Origin of the sequence: Peteryoungia wuzhouensis, from assembly GCF_003205195.1 — a bacterium.
Classification (GTDB): Bacteria; Pseudomonadota; Alphaproteobacteria; order Rhizobiales; family Rhizobiaceae; genus Allorhizobium; species Allorhizobium wuzhouense.
Genome location: NZ_QJRY01000005.1, coordinates 311,411 through 335,444 on the forward strand (window position 1 = coordinate 311,411; position 24,034 = coordinate 335,444).

The 24,034-nt window shown below is 61.8% G+C and carries 23 protein-coding genes; 12 read left to right on the top strand and 11 right to left on the bottom strand.

Annotated features, from left to right (window positions below; genetic code table 11):
* Position 1: 1 nt before the first annotated feature.
* From DMY87_RS15410 to DMY87_RS15425, 4 genes are read right to left on the bottom strand one after another with little or no spacing between them, the layout of a single operon-like run.
* Positions 2–937 carry an ROK family protein gene (locus DMY87_RS15410; RefSeq protein ID WP_110792507.1) on the bottom strand — a complete coding sequence of 312 codons (936 nt, stop codon included), beginning with the start codon at positions 935–937 and terminating at the stop codon, positions 2–4.
* Positions 934–2,118: an N-acetylglucosamine-6-phosphate deacetylase gene (nagA, locus tag DMY87_RS15415; RefSeq protein WP_110792508.1), complete on the bottom strand. Its 1,185-nt coding sequence runs from the start codon at positions 2,116–2,118 to the stop codon at positions 934–936. Before nagA ends, DMY87_RS15410 begins: the two co-directional genes overlap by 4 nt.
* The gene (locus tag DMY87_RS15420) at positions 2,115–3,137 is read right to left on the bottom strand and encodes an SIS domain-containing protein (RefSeq protein WP_110792509.1); all 1,023 of its coding nucleotides are present in this window, start codon (positions 3,135–3,137) and stop codon (positions 2,115–2,117) included. Before DMY87_RS15420 ends, nagA begins: the two co-directional genes overlap by 4 nt.
* A 41-nt stretch (positions 3,138–3,178) precedes the next feature.
* The gene (locus DMY87_RS15425) at positions 3,179–3,946 is read right to left on the bottom strand and encodes a GntR family transcriptional regulator (RefSeq protein WP_110792510.1); all 768 of its coding nucleotides are present in this window, start codon (positions 3,944–3,946) and stop codon (positions 3,179–3,181) included.
* A gap of 476 nt (positions 3,947–4,422) precedes the next feature.
* On the opposite strand from DMY87_RS15425, the gene DMY87_RS15430 reads away from it, so the two are divergent.
* The 5 genes from DMY87_RS15430 (at position 4,423) to DMY87_RS15450 (ending at position 9,872) form a co-directional block, all read left to right on the top strand.
* Positions 4,423–5,604: a Gfo/Idh/MocA family protein gene (locus DMY87_RS15430; protein WP_110792511.1), complete on the top strand. Its 1,182-nt coding sequence runs from the start codon at positions 4,423–4,425 to the stop codon at positions 5,602–5,604.
* Between the two features lie 12 nt (positions 5,605–5,616).
* Positions 5,617–6,501 (top strand): carbohydrate ABC transporter permease, encoded by an 885-nt coding sequence (locus DMY87_RS15435; RefSeq protein WP_110792512.1) that lies wholly within the window; start codon positions 5,617–5,619, stop codon positions 6,499–6,501.
* Entirely contained in the window at positions 6,498–7,358 is an 861-nt protein-coding gene (locus DMY87_RS15440) for a carbohydrate ABC transporter permease (protein WP_110792513.1), read from the top strand. Before DMY87_RS15435 ends, DMY87_RS15440 begins: the two co-directional genes overlap by 4 nt.
* Before the next feature lie 78 nt (positions 7,359–7,436).
* Positions 7,437–8,639 (top strand): extracellular solute-binding protein, encoded by a 1,203-nt coding sequence (locus DMY87_RS15445; RefSeq protein WP_425353509.1) that lies wholly within the window; start codon positions 7,437–7,439, stop codon positions 8,637–8,639.
* A 102-nt stretch (positions 8,640–8,741) separates the two neighbouring features.
* Positions 8,742–9,872 (top strand): ABC transporter ATP-binding protein, encoded by a 1,131-nt coding sequence (locus DMY87_RS15450; protein WP_110792515.1) that lies wholly within the window; start codon positions 8,742–8,744, stop codon positions 9,870–9,872.
* Positions 9,873–9,945: 73 nt separating this feature from the next.
* Here DMY87_RS15450 and DMY87_RS15455 read toward each other — a convergent pair whose 3' ends face one another.
* The 6 genes from DMY87_RS15455 to DMY87_RS15480 all read right to left on the bottom strand — a co-directional run bounded on the left by DMY87_RS15455 (position 9,946) and on the right by DMY87_RS15480 (position 14,327).
* Entirely contained in the window at positions 9,946–10,380 is a 435-nt protein-coding gene (locus DMY87_RS15455; protein WP_110792516.1) for a GFA family protein, read from the bottom strand.
* A gap of 43 nt (positions 10,381–10,423) precedes the next feature.
* The gene (locus DMY87_RS15460) at positions 10,424–10,813 is read right to left on the bottom strand and encodes a type II toxin-antitoxin system VapC family toxin (RefSeq protein ID WP_110792517.1); all 390 of its coding nucleotides are present in this window, start codon (positions 10,811–10,813) and stop codon (positions 10,424–10,426) included.
* A complete protein-coding gene (locus DMY87_RS15465) occupies positions 10,810–11,058 on the bottom strand; it encodes a type II toxin-antitoxin system VapB family antitoxin (protein WP_110792518.1) in 249 nt (82 codons plus the stop codon). The genes DMY87_RS15460 and DMY87_RS15465 overlap by 4 nt, the downstream gene beginning before the upstream one ends.
* Positions 11,059–11,218: 160 nt before the next feature.
* Positions 11,219–12,319: a D-TA family PLP-dependent enzyme gene (locus DMY87_RS15470; protein WP_110792519.1), complete on the bottom strand. Its 1,101-nt coding sequence runs from the start codon at positions 12,317–12,319 to the stop codon at positions 11,219–11,221.
* On the bottom strand, positions 12,319–13,800 hold the full coding sequence (locus tag DMY87_RS15475) for a M81 family metallopeptidase (protein ID WP_110792520.1): 1,482 nt from the start codon (positions 13,798–13,800) through the stop codon (positions 12,319–12,321). Before DMY87_RS15475 ends, DMY87_RS15470 begins: the two co-directional genes overlap by 1 nt.
* Positions 13,801–13,835: 35 nt before the next feature.
* Complete coding sequence (locus tag DMY87_RS15480; protein ID WP_110792521.1) at positions 13,836–14,327, bottom strand: hypothetical protein; 492 nt, start codon at positions 14,325–14,327, stop codon at positions 13,836–13,838.
* A 112-nt stretch (positions 14,328–14,439) separates the two neighbouring features.
* On the opposite strand from DMY87_RS15480, the gene DMY87_RS15485 reads away from it, so the two are divergent.
* From DMY87_RS15485 to DMY87_RS15515, 7 genes are read left to right on the top strand one after another with little or no spacing between them, the layout of a single operon-like run.
* On the top strand, positions 14,440–14,826 hold the full coding sequence (locus DMY87_RS15485) for a RidA family protein (RefSeq protein ID WP_110792522.1): 387 nt from the start codon (positions 14,440–14,442) through the stop codon (positions 14,824–14,826).
* A 16-nt stretch (positions 14,827–14,842) separates the two neighbouring features.
* Entirely contained in the window at positions 14,843–15,709 is an 867-nt protein-coding gene (locus DMY87_RS15490; protein ID WP_110792523.1) for a MurR/RpiR family transcriptional regulator, read from the top strand.
* Between the two features lie 46 nt (positions 15,710–15,755).
* Complete coding sequence (locus tag DMY87_RS15495) at positions 15,756–16,532, top strand: SDR family oxidoreductase (protein WP_110792617.1); 777 nt, start codon at positions 15,756–15,758, stop codon at positions 16,530–16,532.
* A gap of 26 nt (positions 16,533–16,558) precedes the next feature.
* A complete protein-coding gene (locus DMY87_RS15500; RefSeq protein ID WP_110792524.1) occupies positions 16,559–18,490 on the top strand; it encodes a beta-N-acetylhexosaminidase in 1,932 nt (643 codons plus the stop codon).
* Between the two features lie 12 nt (positions 18,491–18,502).
* Positions 18,503–19,942 carry a M81 family metallopeptidase gene (locus DMY87_RS15505; RefSeq protein ID WP_110792525.1) on the top strand — a complete coding sequence of 480 codons (1,440 nt, stop codon included), beginning with the start codon at positions 18,503–18,505 and terminating at the stop codon, positions 19,940–19,942.
* 60 nt (positions 19,943–20,002) lie between these two features.
* Complete coding sequence (locus DMY87_RS15510) at positions 20,003–21,214, top strand: MFS transporter (RefSeq protein ID WP_110792526.1); 1,212 nt, start codon at positions 20,003–20,005, stop codon at positions 21,212–21,214.
* A gap of 7 nt (positions 21,215–21,221) precedes the next feature.
* Positions 21,222–21,974 carry a copper homeostasis protein CutC gene (locus tag DMY87_RS15515; RefSeq protein WP_425353510.1) on the top strand — a complete coding sequence of 251 codons (753 nt, stop codon included), beginning with the start codon at positions 21,222–21,224 and terminating at the stop codon, positions 21,972–21,974.
* Between the two features lie 3 nt (positions 21,975–21,977).
* Here the strand turns inward: DMY87_RS15515 and DMY87_RS15520 are convergent, their stop codons facing one another.
* Positions 21,978–23,990, bottom strand: coding sequence for a putative bifunctional diguanylate cyclase/phosphodiesterase (locus tag DMY87_RS15520; protein ID WP_245408932.1), 2,013 nt, complete (start codon positions 23,988–23,990; stop codon positions 21,978–21,980).
* Positions 23,991–24,034 lie beyond the last annotated feature (44 nt).

Genomic DNA, 24,034 nt, shown 5'->3' on the forward strand with positions numbered 1-24,034 from the left:
GTCAGATCTCCTGATGCTCAGCCGCAAAGCCTAGGCCGAGGATGGCAGCGCCAATCAGACCGGGCTCGACCCGGCAGGTCGCGGGCACCACGATCGGATGGGCGAACTTGCGCAATATGCGGCGTCTGAGCGCCACATCGATCGCCGAGATGAGGGCCGGCACGTTGGACAGCCCGCCACCGACGGGCAGGATGGTCGTGCCGGTCACGTTGACCACCATGGACAGGGCATCGGTCAAGATATCGACATAGACGTCGATGGTGCGGGCCGCAGGTCTGTCACCGCTCTGCCAATCGGCGAGAATGTCCTCGCTTGTGCGCGTTTCGCCATGCAGTTCGCGGTGCAGCTTCTCCAGGCCGCGCGCACTGCAGATCGCGTCGATGCAGCCGACCTGGCCGCAGCCACACTTAAAACGGGGAATCCGGACCGGCGGTGTCCCGGCTTCATTGGCCTGGACGGGGCCGTGGCCCCATTCGCCGGCGAAGCCGCCATTGCTGTTGATTAGTTTGCCGTCAATCACGAGGCCCCCGCCGACGCCGGTGCCGAGGATGATGCCGAAGACAACCCGGTGGCCGCGTGCAGCCCCAATGCCGGCTTCAGCCAAGACGAAACAGTCGGCGTCATTGGCCACCACGACGGGAAGTCCCAGAGCGCGCTCGAGGTCTGCCTGCAGAGGCCGGCCATGGACGCAAGGGATATTGGCCACGACTGCGTTTGACGTGTCCGGATCGATCACGCCAGCAATCGACAGCGCAACACAGTCCGGGCGCTTGCCGGCCTGTGCTTCCGCTTCCGTGATGACGGTCGAGAGGGTCGCCACGAAGGCATCGAAATCATGGAGCGGCGTCGGCTGGCGCGGGAAGGGGCGGATGTCATCGGGGGAATAGGCGACCGCGCCCTTGATCGCGGTGCCGCCGATGTCGAAGCAGACGATCATGCGGTGGCCCTGTCCCGACGGCTCGCGGTATCGTAGACGCAGGTTCCGCCAATCCAGGTGGACGAGAGGTCGAGCTCCCCGTCGAGCAGGACGAAATCGGCCCGTTTGCCGGGCTCCAGCGCTCCCCTGTCGCCGGCACCAATCGCTTCGGCCGGATAGACTGTGGCCATGCGCAACGCCTCCTCGAGTGGCAGGCCGAGATTTTCGTGGACGAACCGAATGCACGACAGCATGTCGATATCGGCGCCGGCGAGGGTGCCATCGGCCAATGTCAATCGACCATCGCGGCGATAGACGGCCCGGCCGTTGAGGTCGAAGCCGGTCTCGTTTGTGCCGATGGTCGACATGGCGTCGGTTACCAGGAAGATGTGGGCCGGCCCCTGCTTGGCGGCGAGCGCGATATGCATGCTGACCGGATCGACATGATAGCCGTCGGCGATCAGGCCGCAATGCAGGGCCGGTGAGGAGAGTGCTGCGCCGACGAGGCCCGGCTCACGATTGCCGAGCTGGCTCATGGCATTGAACAGATGGGTGACCATGACGGCGCCTGCTTCGACATAAGGCGCGACGCCGGCACACGGGGTATCGGTGTGCCCAAGGCTGACGCGGTAGCCGGCGTCTGTGAGACGCTTCACCTGCTCGGGCGTCACGCTTTCCGGGGCAATCGTGATCATGGCAAGGCCATAGCTCCCGGCCACGCTTTCGAGATAAGCGAGATCGGCCTCGGTCATCGGGCGGATGAGGGCCGGGTCATGGGTGCCCTTGCGCGCCACTGAGAGATGCGGGCCTTCGAGATGCAGGCCGAGATAGCCGGGCAGCGCGTGGGCGGCGGCCTCTTTGCCTGATGCAATCGCCGTCCGCTTGAGTTCCGGACGGTCGGTGATGAAGGTGACCATCAGGGCTGTGGTGCCATAGCGGGCATGGGCTTCGCAGATGGTGCGAATGCCGGCTTCGGTCGGATCGTTGTTGAACAGCGCGCCGCCGCCGCCATTCACCTGCAAATCGATGAAGCCGGGCGCGATCAGGGCAGCGGGCGGGCCGGAGCGCGGCATGCCGGCCGGCACATCCGCCTGGGAGACGATCGCGCGGATCTTCTCACCCTCCACGATGAGGGCTGCATCGGCATGCATGCGTTTGCCGTCATAGATGCGGCTTGCGGTGACGGCAAAGGCTGATGTCATTGAGTCTCGGTTACCTTTTTCAGCGCGACGGGCTTGTCCGGGTTGAAACCCCGGGCGCGCGACAGGGATTCGATGAAGCCATAATAGGGCACGATCAGCGCGAGCGCATCTGTGATCGGATGACCGGTTGCGACGAAGGGCAGACGATGGCCGCCCTCACCAAGTCCTGACGTGATGAAGCAGGCGGCATTGCCGGCCGACAGTTTCGAGACGGTCTGTACGATCGAGGCTTCCGCCTTGTCGCGGGCGGCAAACGCGACCACCGGAAAGTCCCGCCCGACGATGGAAACAGGGCCGTGCAACACTTCCGCCGAGGAATAGGCCTCGGCATGCAGCTCGCAGGTTTCCTTGCATTTGAGGGCGGCCTCGGCAGCGATCGCAAGGGCGGGACCACGGCCGAGCATATAGAGCGAATCCGCTGTGGAGAGTGGCTGAAGAAGCGGGCTCCAGTCGAGTGCGAGTGCCTTGTCGAGATGGTCGGGAAGCGAGGCTACGGCGCGCTCCAGGTCTTTGTCCTCAGTCCAGGCCGCAATGATCGCAAGGCCTGCGACGATCGAATTGACGAAGGATTTCGTCGCGGCGACCGCAATTTCCGGGCCTGCCATGATGTCGATCGCGTGGGTTGCGGCATCGGCCAGCGGCGAGGGGAGGGTGTTGACGAGGCTGATGGTTGTCGCGCCGCCGTCGCGCGCGCCCTTTGCCATGGCGACGATATCGGGACTTGCCCCCGACTGCGAGACGGCGAAGGCCGCCGCATTGCCGAGCTTCATCGGACGCTCATAGATCGAGGCGAGCGAAGGGCCGAGAGAGGCGACGGGCAGGCCCAACTGTAGCTCGATGGCGTATTTCAGGAAGAATGCCGCGTGGTCCGAAGAGCCGCGTGCGATGGTGACGACGACGGAGGGATCCTTTTCGCGCAGCCCCTTGGCGCAATGCGCGATGATCGAGGCGGAGGTGTCGAGGAGGCGAGCGGCGGCTGCCGGAATCTCGTTGATCTCCTCTCGCATTTTCGTCGTCATGTCTTTGCTTTCGGTTATTTGGCGTGTGGTGTCTCGGGGGATCAGGTCGGTTGCTTCATCGGCGAGCCGATGCCGAGTTCGGCGACGAGGTCATAGGCGTCGCTGCGATAAAGGGCGGTCGACATTTCCATGACGCGCCCGCTTTCCAGATAGGCGATACGCTGCACCGACAGGGCGGCAGATCCCGGTGGCACACCGAGCAGCCTGGTCTCTTCGTCCTTCAGCAGGACGGCGGAGATCCGTTGATTGGCGCGGACAGGCCGGATGCCCGCATCCAGCAGGCAGAGATAGAGTGAATCCTCGATCTTGCCGGGATCGGGCAGCAGGTCGTCCGGCAGGCTGGTACGTTCGAGCGCAATCGGCATGTCGTTGGCGGTGCGCAGGCGGTCAAGACGGGCGACACGGGCGCCGCCTGCCAGACCCAGCATCATGGTTTCCTCGGCCGTCGGATAGAACAGACCACGACCCAGCCAGCGCGAACCGGCCACCATGCCGCGGCGGCGCATGTCCTCGGTGAAGGAGGTCAACTGGCTGAGCGGCTGCTGCATGCGCTGAACGGGCTTGACGACAAAGGTGCCCGAGCCGCGCCGGCGCACCAGCAGACCTTCGCTCACCAGTTCGTCGATGGCCTTGCGCACCGTCACCCGGCTGATGTCGGCCGCCTCTGCAATGTCTCGCTCGGCCGGCAAGGCATCTCCGTGCTTGAGGCGTCCGGAGGCCACGGCATGCTCGATCATCATGCGGAGCTTCACATAGAGTGGGCCGCCACGCATGGACTGAAGTTCACTCAAAGGAAGTGCTGCATTCATGCCAAGCGTCCATCCTGGCGGTTGCCGGTGGGCAGGCGGCGTCTGAGGCCGGATGCGCAGATGTCGTTTGGCATGGTGTGTCCCGTGATCCTTCTCAAAAACAATACCAACTCAAAACCTATTTCGCAAATGGTTTTGAAAATTGCGACGTAGGCCGGCAGAATTTTCGAGTTTCTGCAGAAATGCCAAGTGTTTGCAGGATTTTGGCCGATTTTGGCGAAATTGGCTTTACGATTGGACTTTGTTTGGTATTGTAAATTAACGAATGGATTGATGGGGCGCCGCCATCGTTCTCTCGTCATCCCTTCCGTCAGCGGGCGGATGGAGCGGGGGAGGTTTGGCGCAGCATCATCGTCTATTTTTGTGCTGGTCTGAAAATCATTTTCACAGTGAAGCGTAATTTTGCGCGATCTGTTGACGATATCGGTTTTTTGACGCAGTCTGCGAAAAATAATTACGAAAGCAGGGGAATTGCCATGAAAGTCGCCATAATCGGACTCGGATTCCGTCTCGGATATCTGGGTCGGGTGTTCCGGGAGCTCGATCCGAGCTTCGAGATCGTCGGTTATGTCGATCCCGCGCCTGCCGGAATGGCGACCTTGACTGAAAACGGCATTTCCGCCGGCGCAGCCTATGACACACCTGAAGCCCTGATTGCCGCTGGCGGTTTCGACCTGCTGATGATCGGTTCGCCCAATCACATGCATCTCGATCATATCCGTCTCGGGCTCGAGGCCGGCCTCACGGTGTTCACGGAAAAGCCGATCGTGACCAGCGTTGAGGAGAGCTATGCGCTTGCCTCGCTGCTCCACACCTATGGCCATGACCGGCTGCTGGTTGGTCTCGTCCTGCGCTATTCGCCGCTCTACCGCGACCTGCGCAAGGCCCAGGCCGAAGGTCGTCTTGGGGATGTGGTGTCGATCGAGGCTTCCGAACACATTCAGCCGTATCACGGCGCTTTCTTCATGCGCGACTGGCGCCGCTACGGCCGCTATGCCGGCGGCTTCATGCTGGAGAAATGCTGCCACGACCTCGATCTCTACAACGGTCTGGTCGGTGCACGGCCGCGTTTCGTTGCCAGTTTCGGTGGCCGCAAGAGCTTTGTCCCCGCCAATGCCCCGCAAAACTCCGGCATCAACGACATGGAAGTCTATCACCGCAAGCCGAGCGGCTGGGAGGGCTCCGACAAAGTGTTCGACAGCGACGGCGACATCGTCGATTACCAGACCGCGATCGTCGAATACGAGAACGGCGTGTCGATGACGTTCCACACCAATCTCAACGTGCCCGACGAATTCCGCCGTTTCTGCGTGATCGGCTCGAAGGGCATGGCGGAGGGTGATTTCGTCCGGGGCTTCATGGATGTGCATGATGCCCGGACCAATGAGAAGGTCGTCGCCAATACCTATCAGGCGCCTTCCGTGCATTCTCATCATTATGGCGCCGACGAGCAGATGGCTGAAGACGTGATCGCCTTTGTGCAGACGGGTGCCAAGCAGCCGGTCTCGGCGATCGATGCGCTGGAGGCCGGGATCCTGGCGCTGGCCATGGACGAGGCGCGTTTCGGCCGCAAGGTCGTCGATCTCCAGCCCGTCTGGGAGAAGTTCGATACCTGCCTGCATGGTGCGCCGGGTGCCATGCGCGCCCGGTCGGCTTAAGGGAGCGGTCGGATGCAAGCTCGCCGTAGCGCTATCCTGTTTGCCTGGCTGCTGATTGCACCGGCCCTTCTCTATATCACTGTCATCGTCGCCTACCCGTTGGTCGATACCTTCATTCTCTCCTTCACCGATGCGTCGCTGAAGAAGACGACCAACTGGGTCGGCTGGGTCAACTACGAGAAGATCTTCAACGACACTTTCGGCACAGTCATCGTCCGCACCTTCATCTGGACCTTCTTCTCGGTGTCGATCAAGATGATCATCGGGACGTTCGGGGCGGCCATGCTGAACTCGGCGGTCCCAGGCCGGACCCTCTTCCGCATCCTGACCATGCCGCCATGGATTGTGCCGATGGCGATTGGCATCTTCATGTGGGGCTGGATGTATAACGGACAGTTCGGCATGATTTCCGGCGTTCTGCAGCGCATGGGCGTGGTCGATGGCCCCGTTGCCTTCCTCGCCTACGGATCGACCGCTTTCTGGGCGACGGTCTTCACCGATGTGTGGATCGGCGTGCCCATGGTGACGCTCTACATGATGGCTGCTATGCAGGCGATCCCGCAGGATCTTTACGAGGCCGCCTGGACCGATGGTGCCGGCCGCGCCTACCGCTTCCGTCGCATCACCTTGCCGATGATCCTGCCGGCGATGATCACGATGTCGATGATTTCGCTGATTTCGACCTTCAACTCCTTCGATATCATCTGGATTCTGACGCGCGGTGGCCCGAGCGGTGAAACCACCACGATGATCATCGACACCTATCATACGGCGATCGGCTCGAAGAAATACGGCGAAGGCGCTGCCCGCGCGGTGCTGATCTGTATCTTCCTGTCGATCTTCTGCGTCGCCTATTTCCGCGTCACGAGCCGTCTTTCGCAGGAGCCAGCCCGATGAGCTACGACAAGACAGCCCTGATCAACCGCTACAAGTGGTATGAACTCGTCGGTATCTATGCCGGGATCGTGGTGTTTCTCACCTTTGTTCTGGCACCTTTCGTCGAAGGCTTCCTGGTCTCCCTGAAGCCGCTCAGTCAGCTCTTCTCGTCGCCTTATCGCTTCTGGCCGGAGAACGGATCGTTCGACGCCTATGTCACCATGTGGGACAGCGTTCCGGGTTTTGCGCGCTACATCTTCAACTCGTTCTTCATCTCGACGGTCGCCACCGTCATCGTCCTGATCCTGGTTGTGCCGGCAGCCTATGCGTTTGCCCGTTTCGAATTCAAGGGCAGCGGCCAGCTGCTTGGCGCTTTCCTTGCCGTCAACATGTTTTCCGGCGCCGTTTTGCTCATCCCGCTCTTCCGCCTGATGCGCTCGTTCGGCGTGCTCAATACCTATTTCGCCATGATCGTTCCGGGTGTGGCCTTCCTCATCCCGACGGCGATCTGGCTGCTGCGCACCTATATGATGCGCATTCCGCGCGAGCTGGAAGAAGCGGCCTATGTCGATGGCGCTGGCTATTTCTACACTTTCCGGCGCGTGGTCCTGCCTCTCGCCACGCCGGGTATTGCCGTGGTCGCCATCACGACCTTCATCGGCGCCTATGCCCAGCAGTTCATCTTCGCGCTCACCTTCAACTCCAAGACGGAATACATGCCGCTGCCGATCGGGTTGTTCGCCTATTTCGGCCGGCAGGAAGTCATCTGGAACGAGTTGATGGCCGCAAGCTTCGTCGGCATTGCACCGGCGATGATCGTGATCTTCTTCCTGCAGCGCTACCTCGTCAGCGGCCTGACCGCCGGGGCGATCAAATGAGCTGCCAATAAAATTCGGGCCAACCGGACGCTTCAACCTGTCAACAAAGGGGAATTACCGATGACGAAAAAACTGACCATGCTTGCAGGCTCGTTTGTCCTGCTGGCCAGCTCGGCACTCACCACGCTGGCTGCCGACCAGGAGATCTCCTGGATCTATTGCGGTGACAAGATCGACCCGATCCATGAGAAGTACATCAAGGAATGGGAAGGCAAGAACGAAGGCTGGAAGGTCACGCCCGAAGTCGTCGGTTGGGAACAATGCCAGGACAAGGCAACGACGCTCGCCGTCGCCGGAACGCCTGTTGCCATGGCCTATGTCGGTTCGCGCACACTGAAGGAATTCGCCCAGAACGACCTGATCGTTCCGGTTCCGATGACGGATGAGGAAAAGGCTTCCTACTATCCGAACATCGTCGACACCGTGACCTTCGAGGACACGCAGTGGGGCGTTCCGATCGCGTTTTCGACCAAGGCGCTCTACTGGAACAAGGACCTGTTCAAGGCTGCCGGCCTCGACCCGGAAACCCCGCCGAAGACCTGGGCTGAAGAAATCGCCTTCGCCAAGCAGATCAAGGAAAAGACCGGCACTGCCGGTTACGGCCTGCCGGCCAAGACCTTCGACAACACCATGCACCAGTTCATGCACTGGGTTTACACCAACAATGGCAAGGTCATCGACGGCGACAAGATCGTCATCGACAGCCCGGAAGTGCTCGCAGCCCTGCAGGCCTACAAGGACATCACGCCTTACTCCGTCGAGGGTGCGACTGCCTATGAGCAGAACGAAATCCGCGCCATCTTCCTCGACGGCAAGGTCGGCATGATCCAGGCCGGCTCGGGCGCTGCTGCCCGTCTGAAGGAAACCAAGATCAACTGGGGTGTCGCCGCTCTGCCGCTCGGCCCATCCGCCAAGGGTGAAGGCACGCTGCTGATCACCGACAGCCTGGCCGTGTTCAAGGGTTCGGGCGTCGAGGAAAAGGCAACCGAATTCGCCAAGTACATCACCTCGACCGACATCCAGCACGAATACGAACTGCAGGGAGGCGCCGGCCTCACCCCGCTTCGTCCGGGCCCGGTTGTCGACGAGTTCGTCAAGGCAGACCCGTCGTGGAAGCCGTTCATCGACGGCATCGCCTTCGGTGGCCCCGAGCCGCTCTTCACCGACTACAAGGGCTTCCAGAACGTCATGATCGAAATGGTCCAGTCGGTTGTCACCGGCAAGGCCGAACCGGAAGCTGCCCTGAAAAAGGCTGCCGGCGAACTCGAGCAGTACAAGTAATCTCGGCAAACCGAGGCTCCGCGGGCCGGTTTCGGCCCGCGGTTTTCGATTGATGATGAACTTGCCGGTCCAGTTGTTGGCCGGCACGCGGGGACAGAAGTCGTGGGTCAGCTATTTCTCAACAAGGTGCGAAAGTCGTTCGGACATTTCGAGGTGATCAAGGGGGTCAACCTCGAGGTGAATGACGGCGAGTTCGTCGTCTTTGTCGGTCCCTCGGGCTGTGGCAAGTCCACGCTTTTGAGGATGATCGCGGGTCTTGATGACACCACCGACGGCGACCTCGTCATTGACGGTGAGCGGGTCAACGACAAGCCGCCGGTCGAGCGCGGCATCGCCATGGTCTTCCAGTCCTACGCGCTCTATCCGCATATGTCCGTCTTCGAGAACATCGCGTTCCCGCTGCGTGTCGAGAAGCTTCCCGAAGAGACCATCCGGCAGAAGGTCGGCGCGGTTGCCAAGATCCTGCAGCTCGAGCAGCGCCTTCAGCAGCGCCCCGGCATGTTGTCGGGCGGCCAGCGGCAGCGCGTTGCAATCGGTCGTGCCATCGTGCGCGAGCCGAAGATTTTCCTGTTCGACGAGCCGCTGTCGAACCTTGATGCGGCCCTTCGCGCCGACATGCGCATCGAGTTGACCAAGCTGCATCGCGACCTGCAGGCAACGATGATCTATGTCACGCATGACCAGATCGAGGCCATGACCATGGCCGACCGGATCGTCGTGCTGAATGCCGGCAACATCGCCCAGGTGGGGGCGCCGCTTGAGCTTTATCACAAGCCGCAGAACACCTTCGTCGCCGGCTTCATCGGCAATCCGAAGATGAATTTCGTGCCGGTTACCTGCGTCGGTGTCGAGGCAAATGGCGTGACCATCTCTTACGAGGGCCAGACGGCACTGATCCCGGTCGACGGCCGTTCCGATCTCATCGGAAAGCCCCTGACACTCGGCATTCGCCCCGAGCATACGCGCCTCAGCGATGGCGACATCAATATCATGGTCACGCCCGCCGTCATCGAGCGGCTTGGCATCAACACGATCGCCTATGCGGCGCTTCCCAATGGCGAACCCTATTGCGCGCTTCTGCCGGGCTCGGCGCCGGTCAGAGCAGAACAGCCGATGACGACAGGCATCATGGCGGCGGATTGCCACCTTTTCGACGCTGACGGCCAGGCGCTTGAGCGTCGGATCGACTGGCGCACGCTCGACCTCCCGGCATCGGTCACCGCTGCCGAATAAGTCTCCTCCCGGCCAAGGCCACGCCTGGTCCGCCCCTCGGGCGGACCTTTTTTGTGGGCGGATGGGGGCGGCGCTAATCCGGGAAACCGTCGAATTGCGGGAGATCGTCGAGGATGTCGTACCAGGGCGCCTTTGAGCCGACGAAAATGTGCATCGAAGGTTTCATCGACGGGGCATCGATCAAGGTCCCCATCGGCACATGCACTTTCACCGTGCCCTTCTCCGCAATCCAGGAATAGACGAGCGAGCCGCAGGTTCGGCAATGCATGTCGTGGATGCCGTCGGGATCGCCATGGCGGAAGAGGCTTTCCCGTCCCTCCGTCACCTCGAAATCCTCGACCGCGACGCCGGCAATCGGCTTGAAGGCCGCGCCGGTCGTTCGGCGGCATTTCGCGCAGTGGCAGTTGAGCGCGTAGAGGAACCGGTCCGCCACCGTGTAGGTGACGGCGCCGCACATGCAGCCGCCGCGCAGCCGCCGCAATCCCTGCAACTGCTTGTGCTCAGTCATGATTGCCTCCCGTGTCGAGACAAAGGATCTCGCTGTGGGAGCACTATGCTGCCGAGCGAATGTCCGTCGCCGCGAAATCTTTACCCTTGAATAGCAGCGGTTCGTCCAGATCCTTGGCAAGAGCGTAGGCGAAGCAGTCGCCGAAATTCAAGCCGGCTTTGTGCCGGCCCTTGCCGAAATCGAGAAATGCCTGCCGGGCGAGATTGCCCTGCTCGACGGTCACTGGCTCGATGATGATTGCTGCACGGCGGATGAAGGTATCGACCTGCCGCATTCCGTCGGGCCCGAGCTGCTTTTCAATCACCATGGATAGTTCGAGATAGTTTGCCACGCTCATCCGCGTTATTGCCGCGCCGTGGATCCGTTGCGTGAAATCGGTAGCCTCCGGTTCGCCATAGAAAATCGCGACCATGGCCGATGTGTCCACGATCATTTCGGCAGGCCATCTGCGTCATAGAGCAGATCGGCGTGATCGGCGTAAGGCTGCTTGAGGTGGGCTGCGGCCCGGTTCGCGATCGTCAAAAGCTCGTCGATGGAAGCCTTGCCTTTCTGCTTCTCAATTTGCGCGTAGCGCTCGCGAAGAGCATCGGTGACAACACGGCTCATGCTCTGCCCGGTGGCTGCCGCGATCGCCTGAGCGAGGCGATGCGCTTCGGGATCCTTTATGTTGAGACTCATGGCGCATCACTCCATTCTACCAAGGTGGCGAGAGTTCTACCATTCTAGTCGACTTCCTGGCTGTTTCAAAGCGTCGACGTGGCGGCTGCAGATTCCTCGGCGAGAGAACTTGCACAGGGCGCCTGACGGCTCCGCCTCAGGAGATTTTTGCGCCGAGTTACTACCACACCAGCCCACGGGCCGCGACCTCTTCCACGCGGGTGACGAACCCGTCGCGGTGGAAGGTCATGATGCCGAAGAGGTTGGAGACGACGCAGGTGTGATTGGGGATGATCCGGACCTTGTCGCCGATCTCAGGGCGACGTCCGCTCACCTTCGACAGATCTACCGTGCCGTGTTCTTCCGAGAGCCCGCTGATGACCGCTTCCGGATAGTCGACGATCATCCCGTAGTCGGAAAAGCCGAGGAGGTCGGAGGTGAGCGCCTTGGAACCGGCATCGAGAATGGCCCGGTCCGGGGTTGGCCGAGACACGACGGTGGCCAGGATGTGCATGGCGCAGTCATCAAGGCTGCAGTGGCCCGAGCGTGCCATGGCGCGGTCATTATAGACATAAGTACCGGCGCGATGTTCGGTCGCCGTGGTCACCTTGTGGGCCGAAAAAAGGCTCGGGGTGCCACCGTTCGAGACGATCGGGCAGGGGATACCACGGGCGGAGAGGCCCGCGATCGTTGCTGCAAAGAAGGCTTCGACAGCGTCTTCGCTGTCGGCCTTGGGATAGGTCAGGATGCCGCCGAAGGTCAGCCCTGGGGCTGCCGCAATCATCTCGGCAAGCGCGATGGCCGCTTCCGGAGACTGCACGCCGCAGCGTCCGCCGCCCGTGTCGCATTCGACGAGAACGGTCAGCGGGCGCGATTGAGAAAAGGCGCAGGAGAGACCGCGAACGGTGATTTCGCTGTCGGCCACGACCTTCAGGCCCGATATGCGCGTATTCAGGTCGACGAGGCGCTTGTGCTTTTCGCTGCCGAGAATGTTGAATGTGATCAGCAGGTCTTCGAAGCCGGCATCGGCGAAAACTTCGGCTTCCGTGATCTTCTGGCAGTTGATGCCTTTTGCACCGGCCGCAACCTGCCGGGCAGCGATGGCCGGGATCTTGTGCGTCTTGATGTGCGGGCGAAAGGCGATGCCGTGTCCGTCCATGTAGGACTGGACACGGGCGATGTTGGCCTCGAGCTTCGTCTCGTCGATCAGCGGCAGGGGCGTGGAGAGGTCCCGGATGGGCTGGCCGACCTGCGGGCGCGGGGCGGGGAGGGGATAGGTCATCAGGCAGCCTCGCTGTCTTCAGGCGCGCCATGCGGATCGGCCATGATCGGCCAGATGTCGCGACGCACGTGGCGGTAGGCCGTCTTGGCCGGATTGTTGGGATAGGGCGAGCCTGCCGCGCAGTAAAGGATCTCGGAGGCGATCTTGGAAAAGGCCGCGTAGAAGTGGTTGGTCGACTTGATGACCAGCATATGTTTCGTGGTCGGGTCGATGCCGAGCGCCGTAAAGAGCGAGGGGTCGTAGCTCTGCACGCGCACGCTCGACAGCACGATGTCGATGCCGGCGAAATGGATATGGGCGGCATCGCCGAAGGGGGCGATGCTGTCGCCGAAGCGCATCTCGGCGGCGGGCACCACCTTCATCACCTTCACCAGCCCGTCGACCGGGTTGCCTGTGCCGGGCGCCGATTTCGCGCCGAAGCGCAGCGGGATCTCGGCGCCTGCGCCGGCCGCCATGCAGATCTGCACTGCGATCGGGTCCCAAATCATGCCGACTGCCGCGTTTGTAACACCACGCGCCAGCATTTCCTCGAGGATGACGGTCGCATCGCCCGCCGTGCCGCCACCGGGATTGTCCCACATGTCGGCGATGACGACCGGACCTTTCGCGATGGCGAGCGCCTGGTCGATCGCGGACTTCTCATCGATCTGCGGCATCATGAAGGTGCCGCGCTTGGAGAACAGCTCAAGCCCCAGTTCCCGGGCAAGTGCCTCGCCCTTGGCTTTGTTGCCGTCGGTCACGGCGATGGTTTTCGTCCCCATTTCCGGAACATCGCCGGCCATGAATCCATGGATGACGGAGAGAGAAAGGACATCGGCTTCTGCCGCTTCGATGGCCATAAGCCTGTCAACAAAGCTGCGCATCGGCTCGCGCGATGTCGGGAAGACGTCGATCATCCGGCAGTCGAACACCGACATGACCGGCTTGACGCGGCCCTCCAGCGTGTCGACGGCAATGCGCCAGAGATCTTCGGCACGATCGACGAAGTCGATGTGCGGGAATTCCTTGAAGACGACGAAGAAATCTGCGGCGGCAACCCGCTTTGCGGTCAGGTGGCTGTGCGGATCGAGTTCGGCGCAGAGCAGGATGTCGGGGCCGATGATGTCCCGGATACGTGTCAGCAGATCGCCTTCCGGATCCATATAGCCGTCAGCGACCATGGCGCCATGCAGACCGAGCACGACCGCATCGACCGGCATGGCTGCCTTCAACTGATCGAGGATCTCGTCGCGCAGTCCCTCATAGGTCTGGCGGTTGACCAGACCTGCCGGATCCGCCCAGGTCGCGGTGCCCTCGATCAGCGTCCAACCCTTCTGGGCACAGACCTTGCGCCCCACGGTGATCGGCGCGGTGCACAGCGTCGGGGTCGCCGGGTGCTGTCCGGGTGCGGCGTAGAGCGATTCCTCGAAGGCGCGCCGGTCAATGCAGATCGGGGAAAAGGTGTTGGTTTCCGTTGCAAGCGCTGCAGTGAAGATGCGCAAGGGTCGACCTCCGGGTGGGATGGACGTGGCAGCCTTTACAGCGTGCCCATCGGATTGGGCAGATAGCCGGTAAAGCCGGAGATTTTCCAGTGCCCCTCGTGCAGGCGGCAATAATAGAGTGTCTGCCAGCGCATAACATCCAGCGTGCCGTCCGCCTTCTTGATGCCGCCGTCGAACTTCTTGCGCACGAGCGCCGTCTCACCGGAGATTTCAATCTCTTCCAGGGTGGTCGTGGTAAAGATCGCCGTGCGCGGGTCTTCGCCATAGGTTCCTGCGGCGAAATCCTTGGCCTGGTTCAGCCATTCGTCGCGATAGGCGGCAAGATTGGGGAAGGCAAGGCGCCAGTTGTCGGGGTTCGGATCGCGATTGCCGTTGATGCCGATGAAGCCTTCCTCAACGAAATCACCTGCCACTATGCTCCAGTCTGCCGCGAGAAAAGCATCGATGTCGCGCGGTACCAGCATCTCCCAGATCGCGTGGCGGGCGGTGTCGGATGTCGGGAATGGATTGAGAAAAGGATCGCGCATTTCATCCCTGCCTTTAAATTCTTTTCATGAATTCCGATTTTGTCTGGTCAAAATCCGTTTTCTGTGGTGGTTTGTCAACGATTGACGAAAATAATTTGCATAAGAGGGCCTGATGACGATCAAGCGTTACGGTGCGGAAAAGGCGGGAGCGGGCGGCCAGAGGCTGCCGTTTGCGCGGGCGGTCGAGGCGGATGGCTGGCTTCATGTCTCGGGCCAGGTCGCGATGGAAGACGGCGAGATCATCCCGGGCGGTATCATCGAGCAGACCCACAAGACCATCGCCAATGTACTCGCCATTCTCGACGAGGCCGGATACGGCGTCGAGCATGTGGTGCGCTGCGGCGTGTGGCTCGACGATCCCCGCGATTTCTGGACCTTCAACAAGATCTACCAGCAGTATTTCGGTGAGCACCCGCCAGCGCGGGCCTGCGTTCAGGCCTCGATGATGGTCGATTGCAAGGTCGAGATTGACTGCATAGCTTACAAACCCTCGAAATAGCTGAGGGATAACGGCATTGGATATCTTCGCGCGCATACAGGATGAGGCGGGGCAGTTTTCTGCCTCGGAACAACGCATCGCGGATATCCTGGTCAATTCCTTCGATTTCGCGGTCAATGCCTCGATCATCGAACTTGCGGAGAGGGCCGAGGTCTCGCCGCCGACGGTGACGCGCTTCTGCCGTCGCCTCGGCTGCAACAGTTTTGCCGATTTCAAGGTCAATCTCGCCCGCACGGCCTATGTCGGGGTGCGTTACCTCAATCCGGAAACGAAAAGCACCGATCCGGCTGATGTCGCAACCGACGTGATTACGAAGGCGCAGAATGCGCTCTTCATGCTGCATCGGTCGCTCGATGCCGACATTCTCGACAAGGTGGCCGACCGACTGTCGCGTGCCGAGATGGTCTATGCCTTCGGCTCGGGTGGCAATTCCTCGATGATCGCAAGCGAGATCCAGAACCGGCTCTTCCGGCTGGGATCACGGGTCACAGCCTCCAACGACCATGCCATGCAGCTGATGTTGACGGCGGCGGCGCGGTCGAACGATGTGCTGATCGGCTCTTCTTTTTCCGGGCGCAATGCGGAACTGGTCAAGTGTTTCGCGCTCGCCCGCGAGAACGGCATCACCACGATCGCCCTGACGCAGAGCGACAGTATCGTCGCGCAGGCGGCCGAACTGGTGATCGGCATCGATCTGCCGGAAGGCGACAACATCTTCCGGCCGACCTCGACGCGCTTTGCCTATCTGGCGGTCGTCGATGCCATTGCCAGCCTCGTCGCCTATCGCAATCGCAAGCAGTCGCTGGTGACGCTGCGCCATATCAAGCAACAGCTGGTCGAGCATCGCGATGGCGGAGACGACCGGCAACTTCTCGGAGACTGACCTTCATGCCGATCGCCTGCCCCACCTGTTTGACAGGAGCCCTGTCGTGAAGTCGTCGGTCGCGGTTGTGACGGGGGCGGCCGGAGATATCGGGCGGGCGATCGCAAAGCGGCTCGCCGATAATCACGATGTCGTCGTGCTGCTCGATCTGGACGGTAATGCCGCCGCGGAGGTCGCGTCTGGCCTCGGGCCGGTCGAGCATTTCGTTGCGATGGCCTGTGATGTGACGAGCGAGGCCGACCTCGCTCGCACCGCCGCGCGCGTCGCGGACCTGGGTCTGGTGAAGACACTCGTCAACAATGCGGGTGCGGCGCGGGCCGTCAGTCTTGGCGATACCGATGGCGAGATCTGGCGCAAGGACAATGCGCTCAATCTCGAGGCGCCGTTCCTGTGTTTCCGCGCTTTCGAGGCCGCGCTCAAAGTGAGCCAGGGCGCGCTCGTCAACATCTCCTCGGTCAATGGCATGGCCGTCTTCGGCCATCCGGCCTATAGCGCCGCCAAGGCCGGTCTCATTCATCTGACCAAGCTGATCGCGGTCGAATACGGCAAGTTCGGCATCCGCTCGAATGCGGTTGCGCCCGGCACCGTGCGAACGCAGGCCTGGGAGGCGCGTGCCGCCGTCAATCCGCAAGTCTTCGAAGAGGCGAAGCGCTGGTATGCCTTGCGGCGGATCGCGACGGCCGAGGATGTTGCCAATGCCGTCTACTTCCTTGCGAGCGACCAGGCGGCCGCGATCACCGGCGTTTGTCTTCCGGTCGATTGCGGGCTGACCGCCGGCCAGGCCGAGCTCGCGCGCACGTTCTCCCAGTCCGACCATTATTGATCCTTGTAACGCCAGGAGCATTCCCCATGGCAACAGCCGTTCAGTTCCGCCTCGAAAACGCGTGGCATCCGGTGGAGGGTGACGACTGCGGCGCCTTCGTCTTCACGCTCGTCAATCTCTCCGATGTGGCGCTTGTCGATTTCAAGCTGGCCTACACATCGCTCACGCGCGTGAAAGACACGCAGGAGCCGATTGTCGAAAACGCCGTCTTCCTGAAACGCAACGCCAACTTCCACCAGTTTGCGCCGCCGGCCGGTTTCGTGCTCGAACCCGGTGCCGCCTGGACCTTCCGGGTTGGTGGTCTCTGGCGCGCGGCCAAACACCGGACGGACGGGGCGAAGTCAGCCTATCTGACACTTCCCACGGGGCAGCATGCGGCCGTGGCCGTGGCGGACCTGATGCTGGGCGGTGGTGACAGCGCCCCCCCACCGCCGCTGTTGCCCGAGGGGCATGTCAGCCAACCCTTCGCCATGCTGCCCTGGCCGGCTTCTGCCGAGCTTGTGGCCGGTGAAGGCTTCCCGGTCGCGCTCTATCCTGCCAGCGGTGCTTCGCTCGTCGAGCTGCGCGCCGTCGAAAACGTGCTGCGTCTCTTCTGCCGTCTGTTTGCCGTTGGTCATGCGCCGCTGTCGCTGGCACCTGTCCATCAGGGGCGGTCGATATCCTTCCGCGCGGATGACAGCCTCAGCGCGTCTGCCTATCAGTTGGCCTTTGCCGCCGATGGCATCACGCTCGCCTATGGCGATGTCGCCGGCCTGCAATATGCGCTGACGCTGCTTGCCCAGATGCTGCATGGCGCCCGGACCCAGCCAGGCACGTTCCGGTTCCCGGTCTCCGGCTCCATTGCGGACCAGCCACGCTACGACTGGCGCGGCTGCCATCTCGATGTGTCGCGCCAGTTCTACCCGGTCTCTGACGTCAAGCGGCTGATCGATATCCTCGCCTGGTTCCGGATGAACACGTTCCACTGGCATCTGTCCGATGACGAAGCCTGGCGCCTGGAGATCAGGGCTTTCCCGCAGCTCACCACCATTGGTGTCCTGCGCGGGCCGGACGAGCCGCTGCTGCCGCAGCTCGGCAATGGTGCCGAGCCGGTTGGCGGCTTCTACGCCCAGGACGATATCCGCGATATCGTCGCCCATGCCGCTGCCCTTCAGGTCGAAGTCGTTCCCGAGATCGACATTCCCGGCCACAGCACGGCCATGCTCGTCGCATTGCCGGAGCTTGTCGACGGCCAGGAAGCGCCGGACAGCTATCGTTCTGTCCAGGGCTATCCCAACAACGCGCTGAACCCGGCGATCGAATACACCTACGAGGTGCTGGGGAAGGTCTTCGACGAGATGGTGGAGCTCTTCCCCTCCAGCCTCATCCATATCGGAGGTGACGAGGTGGCTGCCAACACCTGGATGGCGTCGCCGCTCGCGCGCAAACTGATGGAGCAGGAAGGCATCGATGGCACCTTCGGGCTGCAGAGCTATTTCATGAAGCGCATCCAGAAGATGCTCGCCGAGCGTGGCCGCAAGCTCGCCGGTTGGGACGAGGTCAGCCATGGCGGCGGCGTCGATCCCGACGGCACGCTGCTGATGGCCTGGCAGAAGCCGGAAGTCGGGCTGGAACTGGCAAAACAGGGTTACGACGTCGTCATGACGCCGGGCCAGGCCTATTATCTCGACATGGTGCAGGACGAATCCTTCCAGGAGCCCGGCGGCAGCTGGGCCGGGACCGTGCCGCCCAAACATACCTACACCTATGAGGCGGTCGCCGAGTTCCCGGCAGAACTTGCGCCGCGCATGCGGGGTGTCCAAGCGTGCATCTGGTCGGAGCATTTCCTCACCCGCGACTACTTCAACCATCTTGTCTTCCCGCGTCTGCCGGCCATTGCCGAGGCCGCCTGGACACCGAAAGACAACAAGGACTGGCTGCGTTTTGCCGCCATTGTCCGCCTGAGCCCCCGCTACTGAGGTATCAACCCCATGACCTTCCGCATTGCCGTCGGTGGCATCCATACCGAATGCTCCACTTCGTCGCCTGTCCTGATGCAACCCGAGGACTTTCGCGTGCTGCGCGGGCCAGACCTGCTCGCGCATGAGTATTTCGACTTCCTCGCTGACGAGGCGGTCGAGCATCTTCCGCTTTTGCATGCCCGGGCGGTTCCGGGTGGTCCGGTGTCGCGTGCGACCTATGAGGCTTTCAAGGCGGAATTTCTTGAACGGCTTCAGGCAGCATTGCCGATCGACGGTCTCTATCTCGCCATGCATGGCGCTATGAATGTCGAGGGCATGGATGATGCCGAGGGCGACTGGATTTCGGCGGCCCGCGCCGTCGTCGGGCCTGATGTGCCGGTGGCGGCGAGCTATGACCTGCACGGCAATGTCACGCAGACGATCGTCGATCAGCTGGATATCTTCGCGGGTTATCGCACGGCGCCGCATATCGATGTGCGCGAGACCATGGTGCGGGCCTGGTCGATGCTGGTGCGGGCGCTGAAGACCGGCGCGAAGCCTGGGGTTGCCTGGGCGCCGGTGCCGGTGCTTCTGCCCGGCGAGCGGACCTCGACCGAGGACGAACCGGCCAGGAGCCTCTATCTGAAGCTGCCGGAGCACGATGCGGTTGCCGGGATCTGGGATGCCAACCTCATGGTGGGCTATGTCTGGGCTGACGAGCCGCGCGCCACGGCCTGTGCCGTCGTCACGGCCGTGGACAAAGCTGCGGCAGAGAAGGTGACCGCAGCAATCGCCCAGTCCTATTGGGATGCCCGCGAGGACTTCCGTTTCGGTCCCTTCACAGGCCCGCTGCCCGAGATGCTCGAGATCGCCGAGCGCACCGAGACCCGACCGATCATTCTCGCCGATTCCGGCGACAACCCGACCGGTGGGGGCGTCGGAGATCGCGCCGACGTGCTGAAGGCGCTTCTGGCGCGGTCGATCGACGACGTGCTGATTGCCGGCATCACCGATCGTCCGGCCGTCGAACGCTGCTTTGCAGCCGGTGCGGGCACGCGGGTCTCGCTCAAGGTCGGTGGTTCGCTCGATCCGGCTAGCCCCTCCGTCGAAGTCGAGGCCGATGTCATCTTCCTCGATGATCCGGGTTCGTCCGGCGAGCAGCAGGCGGTCGTCAAGGTCGGCGGCATCACGCTGGTGCTCGCGGCGCGGCGCCGGCCCTATCACAATATCGCGGATTTCACCCGCCTCGGGCTCGATCCGACCAAGGTGCGGCTACTGGTGGTGAAATCGGGTTACCTCTCGCCTGAACTCGCGCCGATCGCCAACCCGAACCTGATGGCGCTGACGGACGGCGTGATCAACCAGGATATCGAGAACCTGCCGAGCCGCCGCCGCCATCAGCCCAGCTATCCCTTCGTCAAGGATTTCAGCTATACGGCGAAGACATTTTTTTCGAAGCGATTCCCTTGATTGTCTGAATAGCGCGCCGCTCCCTCGGGCGGCGCGAACCCCAACCCGATTGTTCCTCTCATGTTGTCGTCCTTTTCGGTGGTCTATCGCCACAAGCCGATCCGGGTCAGCGCGGCCGCGATCTTCTTCTTCGGCTTCTCTGGCGCCGCGACGTCTCCCTATATGTCGCTGATCGGTATCCGAGAACTCGGGCTTTCGGATGCCGTCTATTCGGTGCTGAGCTTTCTGGCGGCCGTGGTCAATGTCAGCGCCAGCGTGACCGCCGGCATTGTCGCGGATCGGCTGGGGCATTTCCGCTCGCCGATGATCCTCGCGGCCATCTTCGGCGTGTGCGGCTTCGGACTCGTGTATCTGGTGCCGACGCCGGTGATGTTTGCGATCGCCACACTCACGCTGATCCCGGTCTTCGGAACCATCAATTCGCTGGTCTTCGCCAACATCCGCACCGTTTCCGTCGGCATGGCGGTTCGCGAATTGATGGCGGTGAATTCCGCTGTCCGGGCCGTCCTGTCGGCATCCTGGGTGCTGGTCCCCGGCATTGTCGGTGCGCTTCTGGCGGGGCAGCCGAGCATGCTTCCAGCCTTTCTGCTGGCAAGCCTCGCCTGCCTGGTCTGCCTTCTGCTGTTTGTGTTCGGCCTGGAACGGAATGCCCCGAAGCCGGAGGGCGAACGGCAGCATTATTCCTTCTTCCGCTCCATCCGACAGATCGGTTCTGCCAGCGTCCTGCCGCGGCTTTTCGCCGTTTCGCTGATCTCGGCCATGCTGCATGCCAATGGCACGGTGCTGCCCTTGATCGTCACCGGCAAGGCCGGCGGCACGCCCGCCGATGTGGGCGTGATCGTCGGCATCGTCGCCTTCCTCGAAATCATCTTCATCCTGTTCTGGGGATGGGTCGAGGGGCGGACCTCGATCCTCTTTGCCATGGTCGCGGCAGCGCTGATCTATTGCAGCTATCTGGTCTTTCTCGGCCTCGCCGACCGGCCGATGGATGTCTATCTTCTGACGCTGGTGTCAGGTTTGGGGGCGGCCGGCATCATCGCGATCCCGATCACCTATCTGCAGAACCTGATCTCCGACCGGGCCGGCCTCGGCAGTTCGCTGATCGCGGTCAACATCTTCTTAAGCGGAGGCATGGCGTCGCTGATGTTTGCGCTCGGCACCAGCATCAGCGACTATGCGGGAACGGCGATCATCGCCTCGATCGCAGGCTTTACGGGTGTTTGTCTGTTGTGGCTGCTCGATGGTAGGTCAGGGGCGAAGGCACAAGGTTGAGGGATCGCTGATCGTGACGTCTGAGGGGTATATTGGTGGGCCGCTGCTCGAAGTCTGCGTCGACGACGTCGCGGGGCTGGATGCGGCGATTGCCGGCTGCGCCGATCGCATCGAACTCTGTTCTGCACTCGGCTCGGGCGGTCTCACGCCCTCGCGTGGCTTCATGACGATCGCAGCGCAAGCGCCTGTTCCCGTCAATGCGCTGATACGACCCCGCGCCGGCGGCTTCACCTATTCCGAGACGGAAGTCTCATTGATGGAAGCGGATATCGCCGCTGCTCGTGAAGCCGGACTTGCCGGCGTGGTGATCGGTGCCACCAATTCTAAGGGCGCTTTGGATCCCCTTGTCATCGCGCGACTGGTCAAGGCGGCGCAAGGGCTTGATCTCACCCTGCACCGGGCCATCGATGTCGTCGAGGATATCGACGCCGCGCTCGATCTCGCCATCGAGTTCCGCTTCTCCCGGATCCTGACGTCGGGGGGCGCTCGCCATGCGGAAGAAGGGATCAGCACCCTTGCGCGGCTCGCGCAGCGTGGTTCCGGCCGTATCTCCATCATGCCCGGCGGGGGGGTGCGACCGGACAATGCTGCATTGTTTCTCGCCCTTCCCGGAATTCGTGAGCTGCATGCGTCCTGCAGCCAGGAGACGCTGAGTGAACGGCGGTTGGCGGAACTCGGTTTTTCAGCGCAAAACACGCGCCGCACAGATGCGGAAACCGTGCGGGCCCTTAAGTCCCGCATGCTCGCAACACCGGACTGAGGCTCAGGAGGCGAGGGCCTTGGTGTCCTGCAGAGCAAGCCGCTTGAGGGTGTCGTCGGCTGTCATCGGCTTGCCGAAGTAATAACCCTGCACCGCGCGAACGCCGAGATTTTCGAGGATGTGCAGCTCTTCTTCGGTCTCGACGCCCTCGACGATCGCCTCCAGCTCCATCTCGGCGCACATGGCCAGAACAGACTTGACGATGTTGAAGCTCGCCTTGCGGGTGTGGATGTTGCGGACGAAGCTGCCGTCGATCTTGATCTTGGTGAGCGGCAGCTTGTGCACGTGGTTCAAGCTGGAATAGCCCGTGCCGAAGTCGTCGAGCGAGATGCCGGCACCCAGTTCCCGCAGCATCTGGATCGAGGCGCTGGCCTGCTCGAAGTCGTGCATGACGGCGGTTTCGGTGATCTCGAAATTGATGCGGCGCGGATCGAAGCCACTCTTCAGCACGATCGCCACGATCTTCAGGATGTTTTCCGGCGACGTCAGGTCGTGCGGCGACAGGTTGAAGGAGAGATAGATATCATCAGGCCAAAGCGTTGCCGTCTTCAGCGCCCGCGCCAGAAGCATGCGGGTGATGAGCGTGATGCGGCCATTGTGTTCTGCCACGGGAATGAACTCCGCCGGAGAGACCTGGCCGATCCGCGGGCTTTGCCAGCGTGCAAGCGCCTCAAAGCCGATGCAGATGCGACGGTCGACACAGGTGATCGGCTGGAAGACCAGAGACAGTTCCTTGTCGAGATCGGCCGCGACCATTGCTTCCTCGACCACCTTCTGGCGGTTCAATTCGTTCGCCTGGACAGCGTTGAAGATGACCGTTCCGGCACGATGATGGCGTTTGGCGGTATAGAGTGCGTAATCCGCGAGCTCGTAGATCTCCTGTCCCGTTTCACCGACATCGGGATAGATGGCGAAGCCAACCGAGCCGGTGACCTGGACCATGCCGCTGCCAATGTTGATCCGCTCGGCGATCAGTTCGCAGACCTTCGCGCCCAGCGCGTTGGCGCTGTCCTCCGTTACGTCCCCCTGCAGCAGGAGGCCGAATTCGTCGCCGCCAAGCCGATAGACCGACAAACGCGGATCGGTAATCGTGGAGAGGCGGTTGCTGATCTCGATCAGAACCTTGTCGCCTGCCGAATGGCCATAGAGATCATTGACCGGCTTGAACCCGTCCAGGTCGATGACGCCGACAGCCAGCTTGCCATCGGTGCTGCTTTCCCGGGCAAAGGCCGTTTCCAGCATGGCGAAGAAGCTTCGACGGTTGGCGAGCTGGGTGAGGCTGTCGAGGTTGGCGAGGCGCAGGTTTTCATCCGAGAGAACCTGCATGGCCTTGTTCTGCTCTTGCAGAGCCTGCTGCTGCAGCATCAGCACATTGCGCGATTCATGCAGCTGGCGAAAATCCCGGTAATGCGAGACCAGAATCATGATCATCGCCATGGTGACCAAGATCACGTTCACACCCGTTGCGATGAAGGTGGGGTGACCGCTCAGACACATCACCACGAAGAAGGGAAGGTTGACGGTGACCGTGACGATCAGCGCGGCCGATCGCAGATGCATCAGACAGAAGATACAGCCGATGACCGTGATTGCCATGAAGAAGGCGACATGGGCCTGCTGGTAGGCATCGCCATAAGGCAGAAGAGAGAGCGACCATCCGGTGCAGAAGACCGCAATTGGCAAGGAGAGGAGATTGGTCGCCTTCAGTTGGCGATAAGCCTGTTCCGCTGTGCGCTGACGTTTGCGACCACGCAGCCAGATCAGCGAGCGCAAGACGAAGAGTGCGATGAAGAACGATGGCAGGTAGATGACGAGATAATCCGGTGCCGTGCCCTGGTGCGTCCAGGCGAGCGAGATCATGTTTGTCGCAAGAATGAAGTAGAGAAGTGGAACCTGCTTCGAGAAGGCTTCGAACTGGGCAGCGGTCAGAGCCGGATTGCCGTTCGGGACTTTAAGCAGCTCAAACCACTGTCCCAGGCGTGTCCTGAAATGGTGCGTCGTCCGAATTTTATCCACGCGGTCCGCTTTCATCATCGCTCCCCCAGCGTTCGTTCTATATG